Consider the following 15,666-nt stretch of genomic DNA (forward strand, 5'->3'; position numbering starts at 1 on the left):
CCATGCACCGTCGATGGCGGGGCGGCCGCGCCGGTCCGACATCGCGCCGTCGCCTGCTGATCGTCCGCACGTCGGGTGGCGGTCAGCCGCGGACGACATCCTGCCCGGGTGCGCACACTGCCGACCGTCGTCGCGTACCGGCTGCTCGGGGGCGTCGGTGCCACAGTGTTGTCCGGCGCCGGCCTGGCCGCCGGGGCGCTCCCGGTCGGCGCGCACACGGCCTGGTGGAGCGGGCTGCGGCAGCTCGCGGGGCCGGGTCTGCTCTGCGGGTACGCCGGCCTGACCCTGCTCGTGGCCGCCTGGTGGTGGGCGGGCCGACACCCGCACGCCCCCGACGAGGTCGTCGACCGGCGCTCCGCCGCGCTCACTCTGCTCTGTTGGGCGGGGCCGTTGCTGGTGGCGCCGCCGCTGTTCAGCCGCGACGCGTACAGCTACCTGGCGCAGGGCGCGATGGTCCTCGCCGACATCGACGTGTACCGGCACGGGGTGGCCCAGTTGGGCGGCGCGTTGGCCGGTGAGGTGCCGCAGATGTGGCAGCAGACGCCCGCGCCGTACGGGCCGGTGTTCCTCGCGGTGGCGGCCGTGGTCAGTGGCGTGACGGGCGGCAAGCTGGTGCTCGGCGTGCTCGGTCTGCGCCTGGTGGCGCTGGCCGGGGTGGCGCTGTTGGTGGCGTACCTGCCCCGGTTGGCGCGGCACTGCGGTGTCGACCCGGCTGCCGCGCTCTGGCTGGGCGTGCTCAACCCGCTCGTACCGTTGCACCTCATCGCGGGCGCGCACAACGAGGCGGTGATGCTGGGGCTGCTGGTGGCCGGGCTGAGTCTCGCCTTCGAGCACCGCTACGGCACGGCCACCGTGCTGGTCACCCTCGCCGCGCTGGTCAAGGTGCCGGCGGTGGTCGGGCTGCTGGTGGTCGGGTCGCTCGCCGCGCGCCACCGCGGGCTTCCGGCCTCGGTGGCCCGCACGGCCGGGTTCGCGGTGGGCACCGCCGCCGTGGTCACCTGGGCCACCGGCATCGGGTACGGGTGGGTCGGCGCGCTCGGCACCCCCATGTACCGGCACAGCTGGTCGATCTCCAGCGCGCTGGGTCGGGTGGCGTCGCGCACGGCTGGGCGGTTCGGTCTGCACTTGGGCGACGCCCCGATGCGGTTCTGCCTGGCGCTGGGCGTGGCCGTCGCACTGGCCGTGGCGCTTGGGGTGTGGTGGCATCGGCGACGGCTTGGCCCGGCGTACGCGCTGGGGTTGGTGTTGGTGGCGGCGGCGCTGCTCGGCCCGGCGACCCGGCCCTGGTACGCGCTCTGGGGTCTGGTGCTGCTCGCGGCGGCGGCGCACGGGCGGGCCCGCCCGGCGGCGGCGCTGGGCGCGGTGGTGCTCGCGTTCGTGGCGCTGCCCAGCGGCTTCGGACCCGACGTGGCGCAGGCGGTGCTGGCCGCAGCCGGGGTGCTGGTGGGGTTGCTCGCGGTCGGCTCGCTGCGCCTGCTGGTGCCGCCCGCCACGGTGGGGCTGGCCCGATGAACGTGGGTCGGCGGCGGGTGGCGACGGTGTTCGGCCTGGTCACCGTGCTGGCGGTGGCGATCGCGCTGCTGCCCGGGCATCGGGGCTGGTTCGACGTCGGTGTCTACCACGGCGCGGTCGGGCACTGGGTACGCGGCGGTGACCTGTACGACTGGACCACCGGCAACGGGTACGGCTTCACCTATCCGCCGTTCGCCGCGGTGACCATGCTGCCGATGGCCGCGCTGGCCTGGTACCCGACGATCGTGGCGAACCTGCTGCTCACCGCGCTGGCGGTCGCGTTCCTGTTGCACCTGCTGGTGGACCCGTTGGCCCGTCGGCACGGGTGGACGCGCTGGTACGCGCTGGCGTTGGCCTGCTGTCTGCTGGCCGGGCTCAACCCGGTGCGGGACACTGTCAGCTTCGGGCAGGTCAACCTGTCGCTGGTGGCGCTGGTGTATGTGGACCTGTGGTTGTTGGAGCGGGGCAGTCGGCTGGCCGGAGTGGGGGTGGGGCTGGCCGCCGCCGTCAAGCTGACCCCGGCGATCTTCATCGGGTATCTGCTGGTCACCGGGCGGTGGCGGGCCGCTGCCACGGCCGCCGGCACACTCGTCGGCGCCACAGTGGTCGCGGCGGCGCTCGCGCCGCAGGCCAGCCGCACGTTCTTCGCCGAGGCGTTGTGGGACACCGACCGGGTCGGTGACTTGGCGTACGTGTCGAACCAGTCGCTGCTCGGCCTGGTCGCCCGGCTCGACCCGGCGCACCCGGACCGGCGGGTGTGGCTGCTGCTGGTCGTGGCCGTGTTGGCGGTGTGGGCGGTACGGGCACGCCGGGCGGTGCGTGACGGCGACGAACGGGCCGGCTTCGCGCTGACCGGCGTTGCCGCGTGCCTGGTCAGCCCGGTCACCTGGGTGCACCACCTGGTGTGGCTGGTGCCGGGGCTGGTGGTGCTCGCCGCGTCCACGCTGCCGTGGCCGCCGGTCGACGCGGCGGCTCATCGTCGGGCGCGTGCCGGTGCCGCCGGTTACGTCGTGCTGTGCAGTGGGCTGGTCTGGGTCTTCGCCAACGGGTCGGACGGGCCGTGGGGGTTCGTGGGCGCCAACGCGTACGTCTGGGTCAGCCTCGGCATGCTCGCGTTGCTCCCGATCGGGCGCGCCGAGACAGGTGATCATCCGGGGTTCACCGAGCATTGTGGAGCAGTTGGGGTGCCGAGGGGTGTTGCCGTCGACCGGCAGCGGTGAGACTGGGTCCGGTCCGACACTCACGCGGATCAATGGATCGGATGGTCTGGAGGCAGCCTGTGTCCACCCTCGTGTCCCCACTGGCCACGCTCGGCGCGATCCGCCGGCGTACCACCACGCTCGCCCTTCTCCTCGCCATGGTCGCCGCCGCGCTGGTCGGCCCGTCCGTGGTCTCCCCCCGGTTGACCGACCCGGCCTCGGCGTCGGTCTACAGCTCCTGCACCATGAGCCGCTGCGCGGACGCCCGCACCGCCCGTTCGGGCTGGTCCGCCAAGGGGTTCCCGACCAGCCGAGGCTGGTACTCCTGGAGTGGCGGGAAGTTCAACTTCGCCGGCGGCCAGTTCTACAACTACGAGGGCCAACTGCCCACCAACGCCACCTACTACGAGTACGACGTCTACCCGCGCACCCAGGGCGCCGCCCGGGACGCGTACCGGATCGTGGTGAACCGCAGTACCGGGGTCACCTGGTTCTCGCCCAACCACTACACCGACTTCTACCGGCTCTGAACGTGATGGTCGACGAGCAAGCAGGTCGGGTGCCCGATTGGCTGATCACCTGCCACGACGGCGGCCTCGACGTGCCCGGCGCGGTGGTGCTGGCCGGAGCGACGACGCGGACCAGGGCCGGGCTCTTCGCCGCGCTCGCCGCCGTGCTGGCCCTGCCGGCCTACCTGGGGGAGACCTGGGACGCCCTCTCCGACGTGCTTCGGGACCGGCTCGACGCCGGTCCGCTCGCAGTGCTGATCACCGACGCCGGCCAACTGCTCGTCGACGAGCCGTCCGATCAGTACGGTCTGCTGCTCGCCGTGCTCGGCGACCTCGCCACCAGTGCCCCGCACGCGTTGCGCGTCATCCTCGACGAGGCCGCGCCGTCCTGACCGCCGACGCGACCCCGTCTTCGGCGGCGGTGCCCGGCGGTGCGGGTGGCGTCACCCGCACCGCCGGCCATCCCGGGTCAGTGCGTCGCGGGCGGGATGCTCTGCTCGTACTGGAAGACGTTGTGCGGGTCGTACTTCGCCTTGATCTTGCGCAGCCGGGGGAAGTTGTGCCCCCAGTAGGCCTTCTCCCACTCGGCCATGCCGATGTTCGGCACGTTGACGTAGGCGCCGTCCACGTAGGGCCGCAGCGCCTGGCTGAACTCGGCGATCCAGGTCTGGGCGATCGGGGTGACGGCGTCGTCGCTGTCGGGTTCGCCGCGGGTGCCCCAGCCGACGCCGGGCTCGGAGTAGAAGAGCGCGTCGCGGTGCGGGAAGGCCGCGCCACCGAACGGCTCCTGCCGTTGCGCCCCCCTACCGAAGGCCTGGGTGAAGAAGTTGCTGTCGGGTGAGGGCGACTTCTCCATGAACTCACGGACGATGCTGACCGCCTTCTCCGGGAACGGCTCGCGGGTGAACTGGGAGAAGAACTTCCACTTCGCCGGCTCCTCCTCGTTGGGGATCTGGAAGTCTGCGTAGACGTCGCCCCAGCCGCCGATCTGCACGGTGACAGTGGGGTTGCCGATCGACAGGATCGGTGCCAGCAGCTTCCTGGCCTCCGCCTCGGAACCCTCCGCGAGCACCGCGAACAGCAGGATCTCGTCCGGGTGGACCTCGACCTGGGTGCCGAGGCGGGGGTCGGTGAAGGGTCCGACACGCTGCCAGGCGTCGAAGACCTCGTGCAGGTCGCCGAGACCGGGCCAGGTCACCTGAAGGTAGGCGACGCTGGTGAGCGGGGCGACCTTGTAGGTCAGGGACGTGACGATCCCGAAGTTGCCGTTGCCCGCTCCGCGCAGCGCCCAGAGCAGGTCCGGGTAGTTCCACGGGTCCACCTCGAGCACCTTCGCGCCGTCGGCGCCCGCCGCGACGACGATCTCGGCGCCGATCAGGTTGTCGCAGGCCATCCCGATGTAGCGGGTGAGGAAGCCGAAGCCGCCGCCGAGGGTCGCGCCGGAGAGGCCCACGGTTCCCTCCGTGCCCGTCGTCGCCGCGAGGTCGTGCTCCCCGAGGGCGGTCACCGCCTCCGACTGGGTGAGCCCCGCGCCGACCTTCGCCGTGCGGGTGGCGGTGTCGATGTGGACGTCCTTCAGCTCGCTGACGTCGATCACGATGCCGTTGTCGACGTTCGACCAGCCCTCCAGGTTGTGCCGGCCACTGCGTACCCGCAGCGCGACGTCGTGCTGCCGCGCCCAGGTGAGCGCGTTGACCACGTCCTGGGTCTCCTGAGCGAAGACGATGACCAGCGGGTAGTGCACGAACAGCTCGTCCCAGCCGAGGCTGGCCTCCGCGTAGTTGGGACTCTGCGGGCGGACGATCCGGCCGGTCAGCTGTGCCGGTGGGAACTTCGTGTCGGAGGGCCACCCGGGACCGTCGGCCGCGATGGCCGAGCTGCCGGAGATCATGCTCGGGATAGCGACCGCTCCGGCGCCGACGGCCGTCGCCCTGAGCAGATCACGACGGGAAAGGTCGCGCATGGTCAGAATCCTCTCGATTGGTGACACGGCCGAAAGACGAACCGAGAGGGGCATTTCCTCTCATTCGGCGCAAAACCAACCGTAATGCCCGAGGCTTCCGAACAGATCTGAGAACTTGTCACGGAACCCGGTCGGGTGATCCGGGGACGGGTCAGTTCGGGGCGGGCTGGTCCAGGATGGCGCTGAACCGCTCCTCGGCAAGATCCAGCTGGCCGAAGATGTGCCGCTTCACCGCAGGCGACAACGGCGTGTCCGGCCGGCCGATCAGGTCCCGGAACAGCGGCACCAGCGGCCGGTACTTCCGGGCCGACGAGACCACCTTCGGCCCGACGGTGTGGATCACACCCACGCCGTTGTCGGTGAAGTCCGACACCTTGATCACCCGGGCCCAGGGCTCCCGGTCCAGGCTGACCGCCAGGTGCTCCCGGTACTGCTCGTTGCGGTCCCGCTCGGGGTCGTACACCGGATTGGTGACCGCGGCGACCAGGGTGGCCACCCGTGGTCCGAACCGCGCGGCGAGCGCGGCCAGCGCGGCCCCGGTCGGGTCGGTGCCCGGGTCGCCGTCGGCCAACTCGGTCGGATGGTCCTCCACGGCGTCGTGCAGCAGACCGGCGACGATCACGTCCACGTCGCGCACCTGGTAGTGGTGCATCAACCGGATCGCCACCCGCAGCAGGTGGTTCAGGTACGGCTCACGGACGCGTCGATCGTCGCGGTGCAGCTCGGCGGCGAGGTCGAGCGCGGCGGTCAACCGCGCCCGGGCCTCGTCGTCGAACTGCTGGACCTCCAACCGGAAACGTTCCAGCAGGCCCGGTTCGCCGTGGATCTCGGTGATCGCGTGCATCGGCATGCTGCCCAGGTGCGGCGGGAAGTCCATGCGTCACTTATAGCCGATCTTCACCACATCGATGAGCCCGTACGTCGCCGACCCGACCGCGAGTCGCGGGCGGCCGCTATCCGGTCAGCTCGGCGCGGTACGCGCCGGACGCCCACGGCACCGACAGCTCGCTCGGCAGCGCCCCCCGCTCGGCCGCCCGACGCAACACGTCGACGACGCCCCGCAGGTGGCGGACCCGCTCCCCGCCCTCGCCGAGGGTGGTCACCAGATCGCCGTCGAGCAGCCGAGGCTCCGGCGCGGACCGCAACGCGTCCAGCAGGGCGGTGAACGGCGCGGTACGGGCCAGCGGCGCGATCAATGGCACGCCCGACGGGTCGTCCCGGTGGGCGAGCAGGTTCTCCAGCAACCCCAGCCGCCCCGGCACCCGGCGGGTCACCACGTCGCCAGGCAGGCGCAACCGGTCGGTCGGGTACTCCAGCACCGCCTTCCCCGTCGTACCGGTCACCACCACCTCGCCGGCCACGAACTCCTCGGCGGCCAGGGTCACCGCCACCAGTACCGGCGGCCCGGCCCGGAACCGGACCCGCAGCACTGCGGTGTCCTCCACCTCGATCGGCCGGACCCGGTAGCGTTCCACCTCGATCGCGACCGGCCAGGGCGTCGCCCCGGCGAGCGCCTCGGCGATCGCCAGGCACTGCATCACCGCGTGCGCGAGCGGGTTGGCGAGCGCGCCGTCCAGCACCGGCCGGCCGTCCAGACTCCGTCGACCGGCCCAGGCGGAGCGGGCGTAGTAGGCGTCCGGCCGTTGCCAGGCGGCGACGGTGGAGATGCCGGTGACAGTGCCCAGCCGGCCGGCGGCCAGCGCGTCGGTCAGCGCGGTGAGAGCCGCCGAGCCCAGCGCCTGGAAGCCGACCTGGGCCACCCGGCCGGCGGCGGTGAGGGCCCAGGTCAGCTCCTCGTGCTCGGCCAACGACAGCACCGGCGGCTTCTCCAGCAGCAGGTCCGCGCCGGTGGCCAGGGCGTCGCGGGCGATCGCCAGGTGGGTGTGCGGCGGTGTGCAGATCACCACCACCTCCGGTCGGGTGGCGGCGAGCATCGCCCGGTGGTCGGTGAAGACCGCCACCCCGGGCGGCACCGGGGCGGCCGGGTCGTCCTCCACCGGCCGGACGTCGACCAGGGCGACCAACCGCAGCCGACCGGCGGCGTGCAGGGGCGCGATCACCCGCCGGTGCCAGCGACCGTGCCCGTTCGCCCCGATTACCGCCACCCGGGGCGGCGGCGTCGCCGCGTTCACCACCGACCGGCCCGGGTCGACCCGGTCACCGGCCACCGGCCAGGGTGGCCTCGACGCCGTGCCGCTCCAACGCGGTCAGCCAGGCGATCACGTCGGCGCGGACCTCGTCGTCCTCGGCCACCTCCACCGGGATGACGTCGCGCAGCGCGAAGACCGCGTCGACAGCGCCCGCCGGGCTCTGCACCCCGGCGTCCAGCGCGGCCCGGATCGGCCCGGCCAGTGGGTCCTGGAACGGCAACGGCCGGCCGTCGTCGGCGTACCCCAGCGCGAAGCGCAACCAGGACGCCACGACCAGCGCGCCCCAACGCGCGGACCGCCCGGCCGCACGCAGGTCGGCGATGGTGTGCAGGACGCGCTGCGGCAGCTTCTGGGAGCCGTCGATCGCCACCTGGAAGGTGCGGTGGTGGATCGCCGGGTTACCGAACCGGGCCAGGGCCTGCTCGCCGTAGTCGACCACCCGGACCCCGTCCGGCGGGGTGAAGCTGGCCGCCACGTCCTCGGCGATCAGTCGGCGCAGCACGTCGCGCAGGTGCGGGATCTCCAGCGCGTCGGCGATCGTCTCCCGACCGGCCAACGCTCCGAGGTACGCGGTGGCCGAGTGCACCCCGTTGAGGGCGCGCAGCTTCAACCGCTCCCACGGGCCCGCGTCGTCGGTGAGCACCGCCCCGGCGAACTCCCAACCGGGCCGACCGCCCGGGAAGTCGTCCTCGATCACCCACTGCGCGTACGGCTCGGCGGCCACCGCGGCCAGGTCGGTCACGCCGAGCGCCCGCCGGGCCGCCTCGATCGTCTCCGGGGTGCTGGCCGGCACGATCCGGTCCACCATCGTGCCCGGGCAGGTGACGTTGCCGGCCACCCAGTCGACCAGCCCGGCGGGCACACCGCCGGCCCGCTCGACCGCCTGGTCGAGCATGCCGCGCAGCCGTCGACCGTTGGCGGGCAGGTTGTCACAGCTCACCAGAGCCACCGGCCCGGCGTCCGCCGCGGCCCGGGCGGCCAGCCCGCGCAGCAGCAGCCCCGGCACCGTGGTCGGGGGTCCGCCGCCGGCCAGGTCCGCGGCGAGCGCCGAGTCCGGGGAGAGCTGGCCGGTCACCGGGTCGAGTTGGTACGCCTTCTCGGTGACGGTCAGGGTCACCACGCGCACCGCCGGGTCGGCGAGCAGCGCCACCACGGCGTCCGGGTCGCTGGGCGCGTGCCGGACGCCACTCAGGGCGCCCACCACCCGGGTGGCGCTGCCGGCGGCGGAGAGGGCGCTGACGCTGAACAGGTTGTCCTGCGCGGCGATCGCCTCGACCACGGCGGCGCTGCGCGGGGCGACGGCCACGATGCCCCAGTCACCGCCAGCCGCGCCGACCGCCGCCTCGGTGAAGACCGCCTGGTGGGCCCTGTGGAACGCGCCCAACCCCAGGTGTACGACGCCGGTCGGCACGGTGCCCGGCCGGATCAGCGGGCGGGCCTCGGCGGGCAGTCGGCGCAGCATGCCCAGGCCCAGCCGGGAGGCCCCGACGGTCACCGCCATGCCGGACCGTCCGGGAAGCGGAACTCGGCGATCGACGCGGGCTTCATGGTGGCGCTGTAACCGGGCCGCTCGGGCAGCAGGTAGCGGCCGTCGCGGGTCCGCACCGGATCCACGAAGTGCTCGTGCAGGTGGTCGACGTACTCGATCATCCGACCATCCAGCCCGGTGCCCACCCGCAGGTAGTCGAAGATCGCCAGGTGCTGGACGTACTCGCAGAGGCCCACCCCGCCGGCGTGGGGGCAGACCGGCACGCCGAACTTCGCCGCCAGCAGCAGCTCGGCCAGGACCTCGTTGACGCCACCGACCCGGCAGGCGTCGATCTGCATCACCCCGATCGCCTCGGCCTGGAGCAGCTGTTTGAAGATCACCCGGTTGGCGGCCACCTCACCGGTGGCCACCCGGCAGCGGCCGGCGGTCAACTCGTCGACAGCGCGGGCGATCCGGGCGTGCCCGAGGATGTCGTCGGCGTGGGTGGGCTCCTCGATCCAGTACGGGTCCACCTCGGCCAGCGCCGCCATCGCGGTGATCGCCTCGTCGACGTCCCAGACCTGGTTGGCGTCCATCATCAACAGCGCGTCCGGGCCGATCTCCTCCCGGATGATCCGGGCCCGCCGCAGATCGTCGGCGAGCGGGCCGCCGACCTTCATCTTCATCGCCCGCCAGCCGTCGGCGTACGCCTGCCGGGTCAGCGCCCGCACCTTGTCGTCGGGGTAGCCGAGCCACCCGACCGAGGTGGTGTACGACGGGAACCCACTCTGCTCGAGTTCCGCGAGCCGGCCATCGGATCCGACCAGTCCCTTGTCGAGGATGGCGGCCGCCTCGTCCGGAGTGAGCGCGTCGGTGATGTGCCGGAAGTCGACGCTGGCCACGAGGTCGTCCGTGGGCAGGTCGGCGAGGAAGCGCCACATCGGCTTGCCGGCCAGTGTGGCCCGCAGGTCCCACACCGCGTTGACCAGCGCGCCGGTCGCCATGTGGATGACGCCCTTCTCCGGGCCCAGCCAGCGCAGCTGCACGTCGGCGCTGAGCGAACGCCAGAACGCCACCGGCTCGGCCACGATCTCCTCGACCGTGCGCCCCCGCACGTGGTGGGCCAGGGCGCGCACCGCCGCGCAGGTGATCTCGTTGCCCCGGCCGTTGGTGAAGGTGAACCCTGCGCCGGTCGGGCCGGCGTCGGTGCCCAGCTCCACGTACGTCGCCGAGTAGTCACCCCGATTGATCGCGTCGGAGCCGTCGCCCCGGGCGGCGGTGGGGAACCGCACGTCGTGCACCTCGACAGAGGTGATGGTGACCGTCACTGAACCTGTCCTCCGAAGTTGAAGACCCGCCTGGGCAGCCGGTACGCCAGGTCGACGATGGTCTCGGCGGCCTCGTCCATCGGCAGCCGGTGTTCGGCGACGAGCCGGGCCAGGAAGCCGGCGTCCACCCGGCGGGCCACGTCGTGGCGTACCGGGATGGAGCAGAACGCCCGGGTGTCGTCGACGAACCCGGTGGTGTTGTAGAAGCCGGCGCTCTCGGTGACCGCCTCCCGGAACCGGCGAAGCACCTCAGGGGAGTCCAGGAACCACCAGGGCGCGCCGAGCAGCAGCGCGGCGTACCCGCCCGCGAGGGGCGCCAGCTCGCGGGTGAAGGTGTCTTCGTCGAGCGTGTAGAGCACCAGTCGCAGCCGGGGGTCGTTGCCGTAGCGCTCCAGCAGCGGGGCGAGCGCGTGCACGTACTCGGTGGCCTGCGGAATGTCCCCGCCGACGTCGCGGCCGTGCCGGGCGTGCAACCACCTGTTGTGGTTGCGCACCGCGCCGGGGTGCAGCTGCATGACCAGGCCGTCGTCGAGCGACATCCGGGCGAACTCCATGAGCATGTGCGCCCGGAACGCCTCCGCGTCGGCGGCGTCGGCCTCGCCGCGCCGGCCCCGGTCGTAGAGCCGCTCGGCCTCGGCCGGGGTCAGGTCCAGGGTGCGCGCGGTGGGGTGGCCGTGGTCCGAGGAGGTCGCGCCGGCGGCGATGAACGCGGCGCGTCGGGCCCGCAGCGCGGCCAGGTAGCCGGCGTACGTGCCGGTGTCCTCACCGGCCCGGTCCCCGAGGCGGTCCACGTTTGTCGACCAGCCCTCGAACTCCATGTCCACCACGTCGTCCGGGCGGAACGTGGTGACCACCCGGCCGCCCGGCCCGCCCCACCCGTCCGCGGCGAGCTTGGCGTGCTGCGCGAGGTCGTCCAGCGGCGACTCGGTGGTCGCCAGGACCTCGATGTTGAACCGCTCGAAGAGCGCCCGGGGCCGGAAGTCCGGCTCGGCGAGCCGGGCGGCGATCTCGTCGTAGACGGCGTCGGCCGTGCTCGGGCGAAGCGCGGTATGCACCCCGAACACAGTGCGGAAGGTCTGCTCCAGCCAGAGCCGCGACGGGGTGCCCCGGAACAGGTGCCAGTGCGCGGCGAACCGTCGCCAGATCACCCGGCCGTCGGCCTCCACCGGGCTTCCGTCGCGGGTGGGCACCCCCAGATCCGCCGGGGGTACGCCCTGACTGAGCAGCATCCGCGTCAGGTAGTGGTCGGGCACGATGAGCAGCTGCGCCGGATCGGGGAAGGGGCGGTCCTCGGCGAGCAGGGCCGGGTCGACGTGCCCGTGCGGCGAGATGATGGGTTGCGCCGCGGCCAGGGCGTACAGCTCCCGGGCCAGCGCGCGCTGGCCCGGTTCGGGCGGCAGGAGCAGGTCGGTGTGGTCGAACGTGGGCACGGGGTGGGGCTCCTCGTCTCCTGTGTCAGCGGGGGGTGAGCAGGTCGGCGACGCGGACGGGTTGGCCGGTCTCGAAGGACCTGTTGGCGGCCAGGCCGGTGAGCAGGGCCAACGCGCCGTCGTCGGCGGTCGCGGCGCGGCCCAGCGGGTCGGGTTGACCGCCGAGGAGCACCCCGGTCATCCGGGCGTCCGCGCCACCGTGCCCGTGCCGACTGCGACCCTCCACCGGGATCTGCCGGGGCGGGGCCCAGAACGGGCGCAACGTCAGCGTCGCACCTCCGCCCTCGGCCGGCGCCTCGGCACCGTGCAGGGCGGCGCCCTTGACCGCGCCGGCGGTGCCCCGGTCGACGAAGTCGTTCTCGGCCACGTCCAGCTCCAGTCGGCCCCGGCTGCCGTTGACCATCACCCGGTAGCCCTCCCAGGGCGCGTACGCGGTGAGGTGGTAGGTCATCGTGGCGCCGGTGGAGTAGCGGGCCAGCACCGCCATGTCGTCCTCGATGCTCACCCCGGGGGCGAAGACGTTGCGGTCGCGCTGGTAGCCGTCCTCGGCCTCGGCGTCGAGGTACAGCTCTCGCAGGCGAGGGTGCGCGTCCAGCCGCAGCGCGAACGGGTCGTCGGCGGCGGCGGGGGAGCCGTGCGCCCGGTCGTAGTCGCGGGCGTACCCGTGCCGGCGACCGTCCTCACCGTAGAAGAAGAGTCGACCGGCCGCGTACACCTCGACGGGTGTGGCGGCCAGCCACCAGTTGACCAGGTCGAAGTGGTGGCTGGCCTTGTGCACCATCAGCCCACCGGAGCTGGCCTTGTCGCGGTGCCAGCGGCGGAAGTAGTCGGCGCCGTGGCGGACGTCGAGCAGCCACTCGAAGTGCACCGAGCCGATCTCGCCGACCGCGCCCTCGGCGAGCAGCCGGCGAACCTGTTCGTGCAGTGGGTTGTAGCGGTAGTTGAAGGCGACGGTCACCCGACCGCCGGTCTCGGTCACGGTGTCCAGGATCCGCCGGCAGCGGGCCGCGTCCACTGTCATCGGCTTCTCGGTGACGACCTGCCGGCCGGCGCGCAGCGCGGCCACCACGTACTCGTCGTGGGTGACGTCCACGCTGGTGACCAGAACGACGTCGACACGTTCGGAGTCCAGCATGGCCGCGAAGTCACCGGCCGGGTACGTGGGCACCGGGCGGTGACCCAGCTCGCCCAGCCAGCGGTTGTGCGCGTCCATCCGGGCCTGGTTGACGTCGGCGAAGGCGACCAGCTCGGTGGTGTCGGCGTGGTCGAGCACCAGCGCCCGGACGAACATCTCGGCCCGCGCGCCGGTGCCCACGACGGCGTACCGGGCCCGTGCGGCGGCTCTCGGTGACATGCGGTCACCTCCCGTGATCCTGCAAAGGTTTGCAATGAAGTAATCACGATCGATCCGATCGCGTCAACGACGCCAGCGGGATCGGGGTCATATGTCAGCGTTTGGGAGGTAGCAGGTCACCATGGGGAGCGTTGGTGCAACGAAGCCGTAACCATTGACCGTTGACACTGACGCAACCGTTTGCATTAATGGGCCACACCTGCGTGACCGCCACCACATCGGACGAAGGGGCCGCCGTGCCAGTCACCATCCGGGACGTCGCCCGAGCATCCGGTGTGCACATCTCCACCGTGTCCCGCACCTTCTCCGCACCGCACCTGGTCAACCCGGAGACCCGGGTCCGGGTGCTCGCCTGCGCGGAGGATCTGGGCTACCGGCCGAACCGTGCCGCCCGGGCCCTGATAACCGGGCGGACGCACAACATCGGGCTGATCATCGCGGACATCGCGAACCCGTTCTTCCCGCCGCTGATCAAGGCGGCGGAGAGTCAGGCCCGGCACCGCGACTACCACGTCTTCGTGGCCGACACCAACGAGGACCCGACCGCCGAGGAAGAGCTGGTCCACGCGCTGGCCAAGCAGGTGGACGGAGTGCTGCTCTGCAGCCCTCGGATGAGCAACAGCCTGATCGAGCAGCTCAGCCGCGAGGTGCCACTGGTCGTGGTGAACCGCCAGGTGACCGGCCTGCCCTGCGTGCTGATGGACGTCGGGCAGGGCGCCCGCTCGGCGATCGAGCACCTGGTCGGCCTGGGGCACCGCAGCATCGCGCTGCTCGGTGGCCCACGCAGCTCGTGGACCAACCGGGAGATGCGCCGTGCCGCCGGCGCGGCCGCCCGAGCCGGTGGCGCAGAGCTGACACTGCTCGGCCCCAACGCGCCCACCGAGGTCGGCGGCTCCGCCGTCGCCGAGCAGGTGAAACGCAGCGGCGTGTCGGCGGTGCTCGCCTACAACGACCTGATGGCGATCGGCCTGATCGAAGGGCTGGACGCGCTCGGGGTCCGGGTGCCGCAGGAGGTGAGCGTCGTCGGGGTCGACGACATCACCCTGAGCCGGCTGACCCGCCCCAAACTGACGACGGTGGCCACACCCACCGGGGCCGCCGGCCGGACGGCCGTCGACATGCTGCTGCAACAGGACATCGAGTCACCGCGCGGTGCGCGGGGGTCCGGTGCCGGCACGGCGCTCGGCGTCCGTCGTACCACCGCACAGGTAATGCTCCAGACCGACCTGGTCATCCGCGACTCGACCGGCCCGGGCCCGTACGCCCGACCGGCACGTCCCCTGGCCGCACCACGTGGCCCGGGCCCGCATTGCCCTGCGGACCCGGGCATCCCGACTGCGGCCACCGGTGACGCCGTCGCCTCCTAATGCCGAGGAGTGAGCGCACATGCACCCCGCAACGCCCCCCACCACTGACGCGCCCGTCGGGCGCGCCCACCGTACCCCGCTGCCCCGGCGGCGCCTGCTGCGTGGCCTGCTCGCGGTGACGGTCGCCGCACCGCTGATGTTCGGCGCCGCCGCCTGCGGCGACGACGACGGTGGCGCCGCCGACCCGAACGCCCCGGTGAAGCTCTCCATCTTCTGGTGGGGCGGCGACGCCCGGGCCAAGCTGACCGAGGACGCCCTCGCGCTCTACACCAAGAAGCACCCGAACGTGACCTTCGAGAAGACCTGGCAGGCCAACCAGGGCTACTTCGACAAGCTGGCCACGCTCACCGCCGGCGGCAACCCGCCGGACCTGTTCCAGATCGACGACAACTACCTGGCCGAGTACGCGGCCCGCAACAGCACGCTCGACCTGACCTCGTACCAGAAGTCCGGAAAGCTGGACACCTCCAAGTTCCCGGAGAGCCTCTGGCAGTACGGCGTGGTCGACGGCAAGCTCGCCGGCCTGGCCGCCGGGGAGAACACCCAGGGTCTGGTCTACAACAAGACGCTGCTGACCACTAACAACCTGCCCGAGCCCACGACCGGAATGACCTGGGAGGAGCACATCGCCTGGGCCGAGCAGGTCACCGCCAAGACCAAGGTGCCCGGCACCCAGGACCCGAGCGCCGACTACAAGGCCTTCTGGGTCTGGCTGCGACAGCAGGGCAAGGACCTCTACCAGGGCAAGGAGCTGGGCTTCACCGCCGAGGACGTGACCAAGTGGTTCGACCTGTGGAAGGGCGCCCGGGACCGCAAGGCCACCCCGACCGCCGACGTCATCCACGAGGGCAACTCCAGCGACGTCACCAAGCAGCTGGTGGTCACCGGCAAGTCGGCGACCTCCTGGGTCTGGGCCAACCAGATGCCGGACCTGAAGAAGAACACCAAGGACGAGCTGGGCGTCATCGCCTACCCCGGCGACCCCAGCGCCCAGTGGGCCCGGGCCTCGATGTACTGGTCGGTGTTCAAGGGCAGCAAGCACAAGGACGTCGCGGTCGACGTGATCAACTTCCTGAACAACGACGTGGAGGCGGTCAAGCTGCTCGGCACCGACCGGGGCCTACCGTCCAACCTGGACCTGCGCCGCGTGGTCAGCGACGACACCACCGACCCGGCCATGAAGCAGTCCATCGCCGTCGAGGCGGAGCTGACGCAGAAGTTCGGCAAGTCGCCGCAGGTGCCGATCAAGGGCCACAGCAAGGTCAAGTCCGAGCTGGTCAAGGCCGCCGAGAACGCCCAGTACGGCCGGACCACTCCCGCCGAGGCCGCCGCCCAGTTCGTCGAGGCGTGCAAGTCCGCCATCGCCTGACGCCGTCAAGGCGAGGA

General features: G+C 72.3%; 13 protein-coding genes. 6 read left to right on the forward strand and 7 right to left on the reverse strand.

The genetic code is table 11. From position 1 onward, the window contains the following. The first annotated feature begins 108 nt into the window (after positions 1-108). From mptB to OH804_RS10515, 4 genes are read left to right on the forward strand one after another with little or no spacing between them, the layout of a single operon-like run. A complete protein-coding gene (mptB, locus tag OH804_RS10500) occupies positions 109-1,512 on the forward strand; it encodes a polyprenol phosphomannose-dependent alpha 1,6 mannosyltransferase MptB (protein WP_406064675.1) in 1,404 nt (467 codons plus the stop codon). Beyond that, a complete protein-coding gene (locus tag OH804_RS10505) occupies positions 1,509-2,732 on the forward strand; it encodes a glycosyltransferase 87 family protein (RefSeq protein ID WP_406064677.1) in 1,224 nt (407 codons plus the stop codon). The genes mptB and OH804_RS10505 overlap by 4 nt, the downstream gene beginning before the upstream one ends. A 59-nt stretch (positions 2,733-2,791) precedes the next feature. Continuing rightward, positions 2,792-3,241, forward strand: coding sequence for a ribonuclease domain-containing protein (locus OH804_RS10510; RefSeq protein ID WP_406064679.1), 450 nt, complete (start codon positions 2,792-2,794; stop codon positions 3,239-3,241). 29 nt (positions 3,242-3,270) lie between these two features. Then, a complete protein-coding gene (locus OH804_RS10515) occupies positions 3,271-3,612 on the forward strand; it encodes a barstar family protein (protein ID WP_406064681.1) in 342 nt (113 codons plus the stop codon). A gap of 77 nt (positions 3,613-3,689) precedes the next feature. Here OH804_RS10515 and OH804_RS10520 read toward each other — a convergent pair whose 3' ends face one another. The 7 genes from OH804_RS10520 to OH804_RS10550 form a co-directional block, all read right to left on the reverse strand. Then, positions 3,690-5,183 (reverse strand): FAD-binding oxidoreductase, encoded by a 1,494-nt coding sequence (locus OH804_RS10520; protein WP_406064683.1) that lies wholly within the window; start codon positions 5,181-5,183, stop codon positions 3,690-3,692. 151 nt (positions 5,184-5,334) lie between these two features. Next, positions 5,335-6,060 (reverse strand): HD domain-containing protein, encoded by a 726-nt coding sequence (locus OH804_RS10525; RefSeq protein WP_196923267.1) that lies wholly within the window; start codon positions 6,058-6,060, stop codon positions 5,335-5,337. 76 nt (positions 6,061-6,136) lie between these two features. Beyond that, the gene (locus tag OH804_RS10530) at positions 6,137-7,351 is read right to left on the reverse strand and encodes a Gfo/Idh/MocA family protein (RefSeq protein WP_406064685.1); all 1,215 of its coding nucleotides are present in this window, start codon (positions 7,349-7,351) and stop codon (positions 6,137-6,139) included. After that, entirely contained in the window at positions 7,341-8,834 is a 1,494-nt protein-coding gene (locus OH804_RS10535; protein WP_406064687.1) for a mannitol dehydrogenase family protein, read from the reverse strand. Before OH804_RS10535 ends, OH804_RS10530 begins: the two co-directional genes overlap by 11 nt. Next, positions 8,825-10,129: an enolase C-terminal domain-like protein gene (locus OH804_RS10540; RefSeq protein WP_406064689.1), complete on the reverse strand. Its 1,305-nt coding sequence runs from the start codon at positions 10,127-10,129 to the stop codon at positions 8,825-8,827. The genes OH804_RS10535 and OH804_RS10540 overlap by 10 nt, the downstream gene beginning before the upstream one ends. Then, entirely contained in the window at positions 10,126-11,559 is a 1,434-nt protein-coding gene (gene uxaC, locus OH804_RS10545) for a glucuronate isomerase (RefSeq protein WP_406064690.1), read from the reverse strand. Before uxaC ends, OH804_RS10540 begins: the two co-directional genes overlap by 4 nt. Before the next feature lie 25 nt (positions 11,560-11,584). Further along, on the reverse strand, positions 11,585-12,913 hold the full coding sequence (locus OH804_RS10550) for a Gfo/Idh/MocA family protein (RefSeq protein WP_406064692.1): 1,329 nt from the start codon (positions 12,911-12,913) through the stop codon (positions 11,585-11,587). 236 nt (positions 12,914-13,149) lie between these two features. Here OH804_RS10550 and OH804_RS10555 point away from each other — a divergent pair, with 236 nt between their 5' ends. Beyond that, positions 13,150-14,280, forward strand: coding sequence for a LacI family DNA-binding transcriptional regulator (locus OH804_RS10555; protein ID WP_366341598.1), 1,131 nt, complete (start codon positions 13,150-13,152; stop codon positions 14,278-14,280). Between the two features lie 19 nt (positions 14,281-14,299). After that, complete coding sequence (locus OH804_RS10560; RefSeq protein WP_406064694.1) at positions 14,300-15,649, forward strand: ABC transporter substrate-binding protein; 1,350 nt, start codon at positions 14,300-14,302, stop codon at positions 15,647-15,649. The last annotated feature ends 17 nt before the right edge of the window (positions 15,650-15,666 follow it).

The sequence above is a fragment of the Micromonospora sp. NBC_00860 genome (genome assembly GCF_045207375.1).
Classification (GTDB): domain Bacteria; phylum Actinomycetota; class Actinomycetes; order Mycobacteriales; family Micromonosporaceae; genus Micromonospora; species Micromonospora vinacea.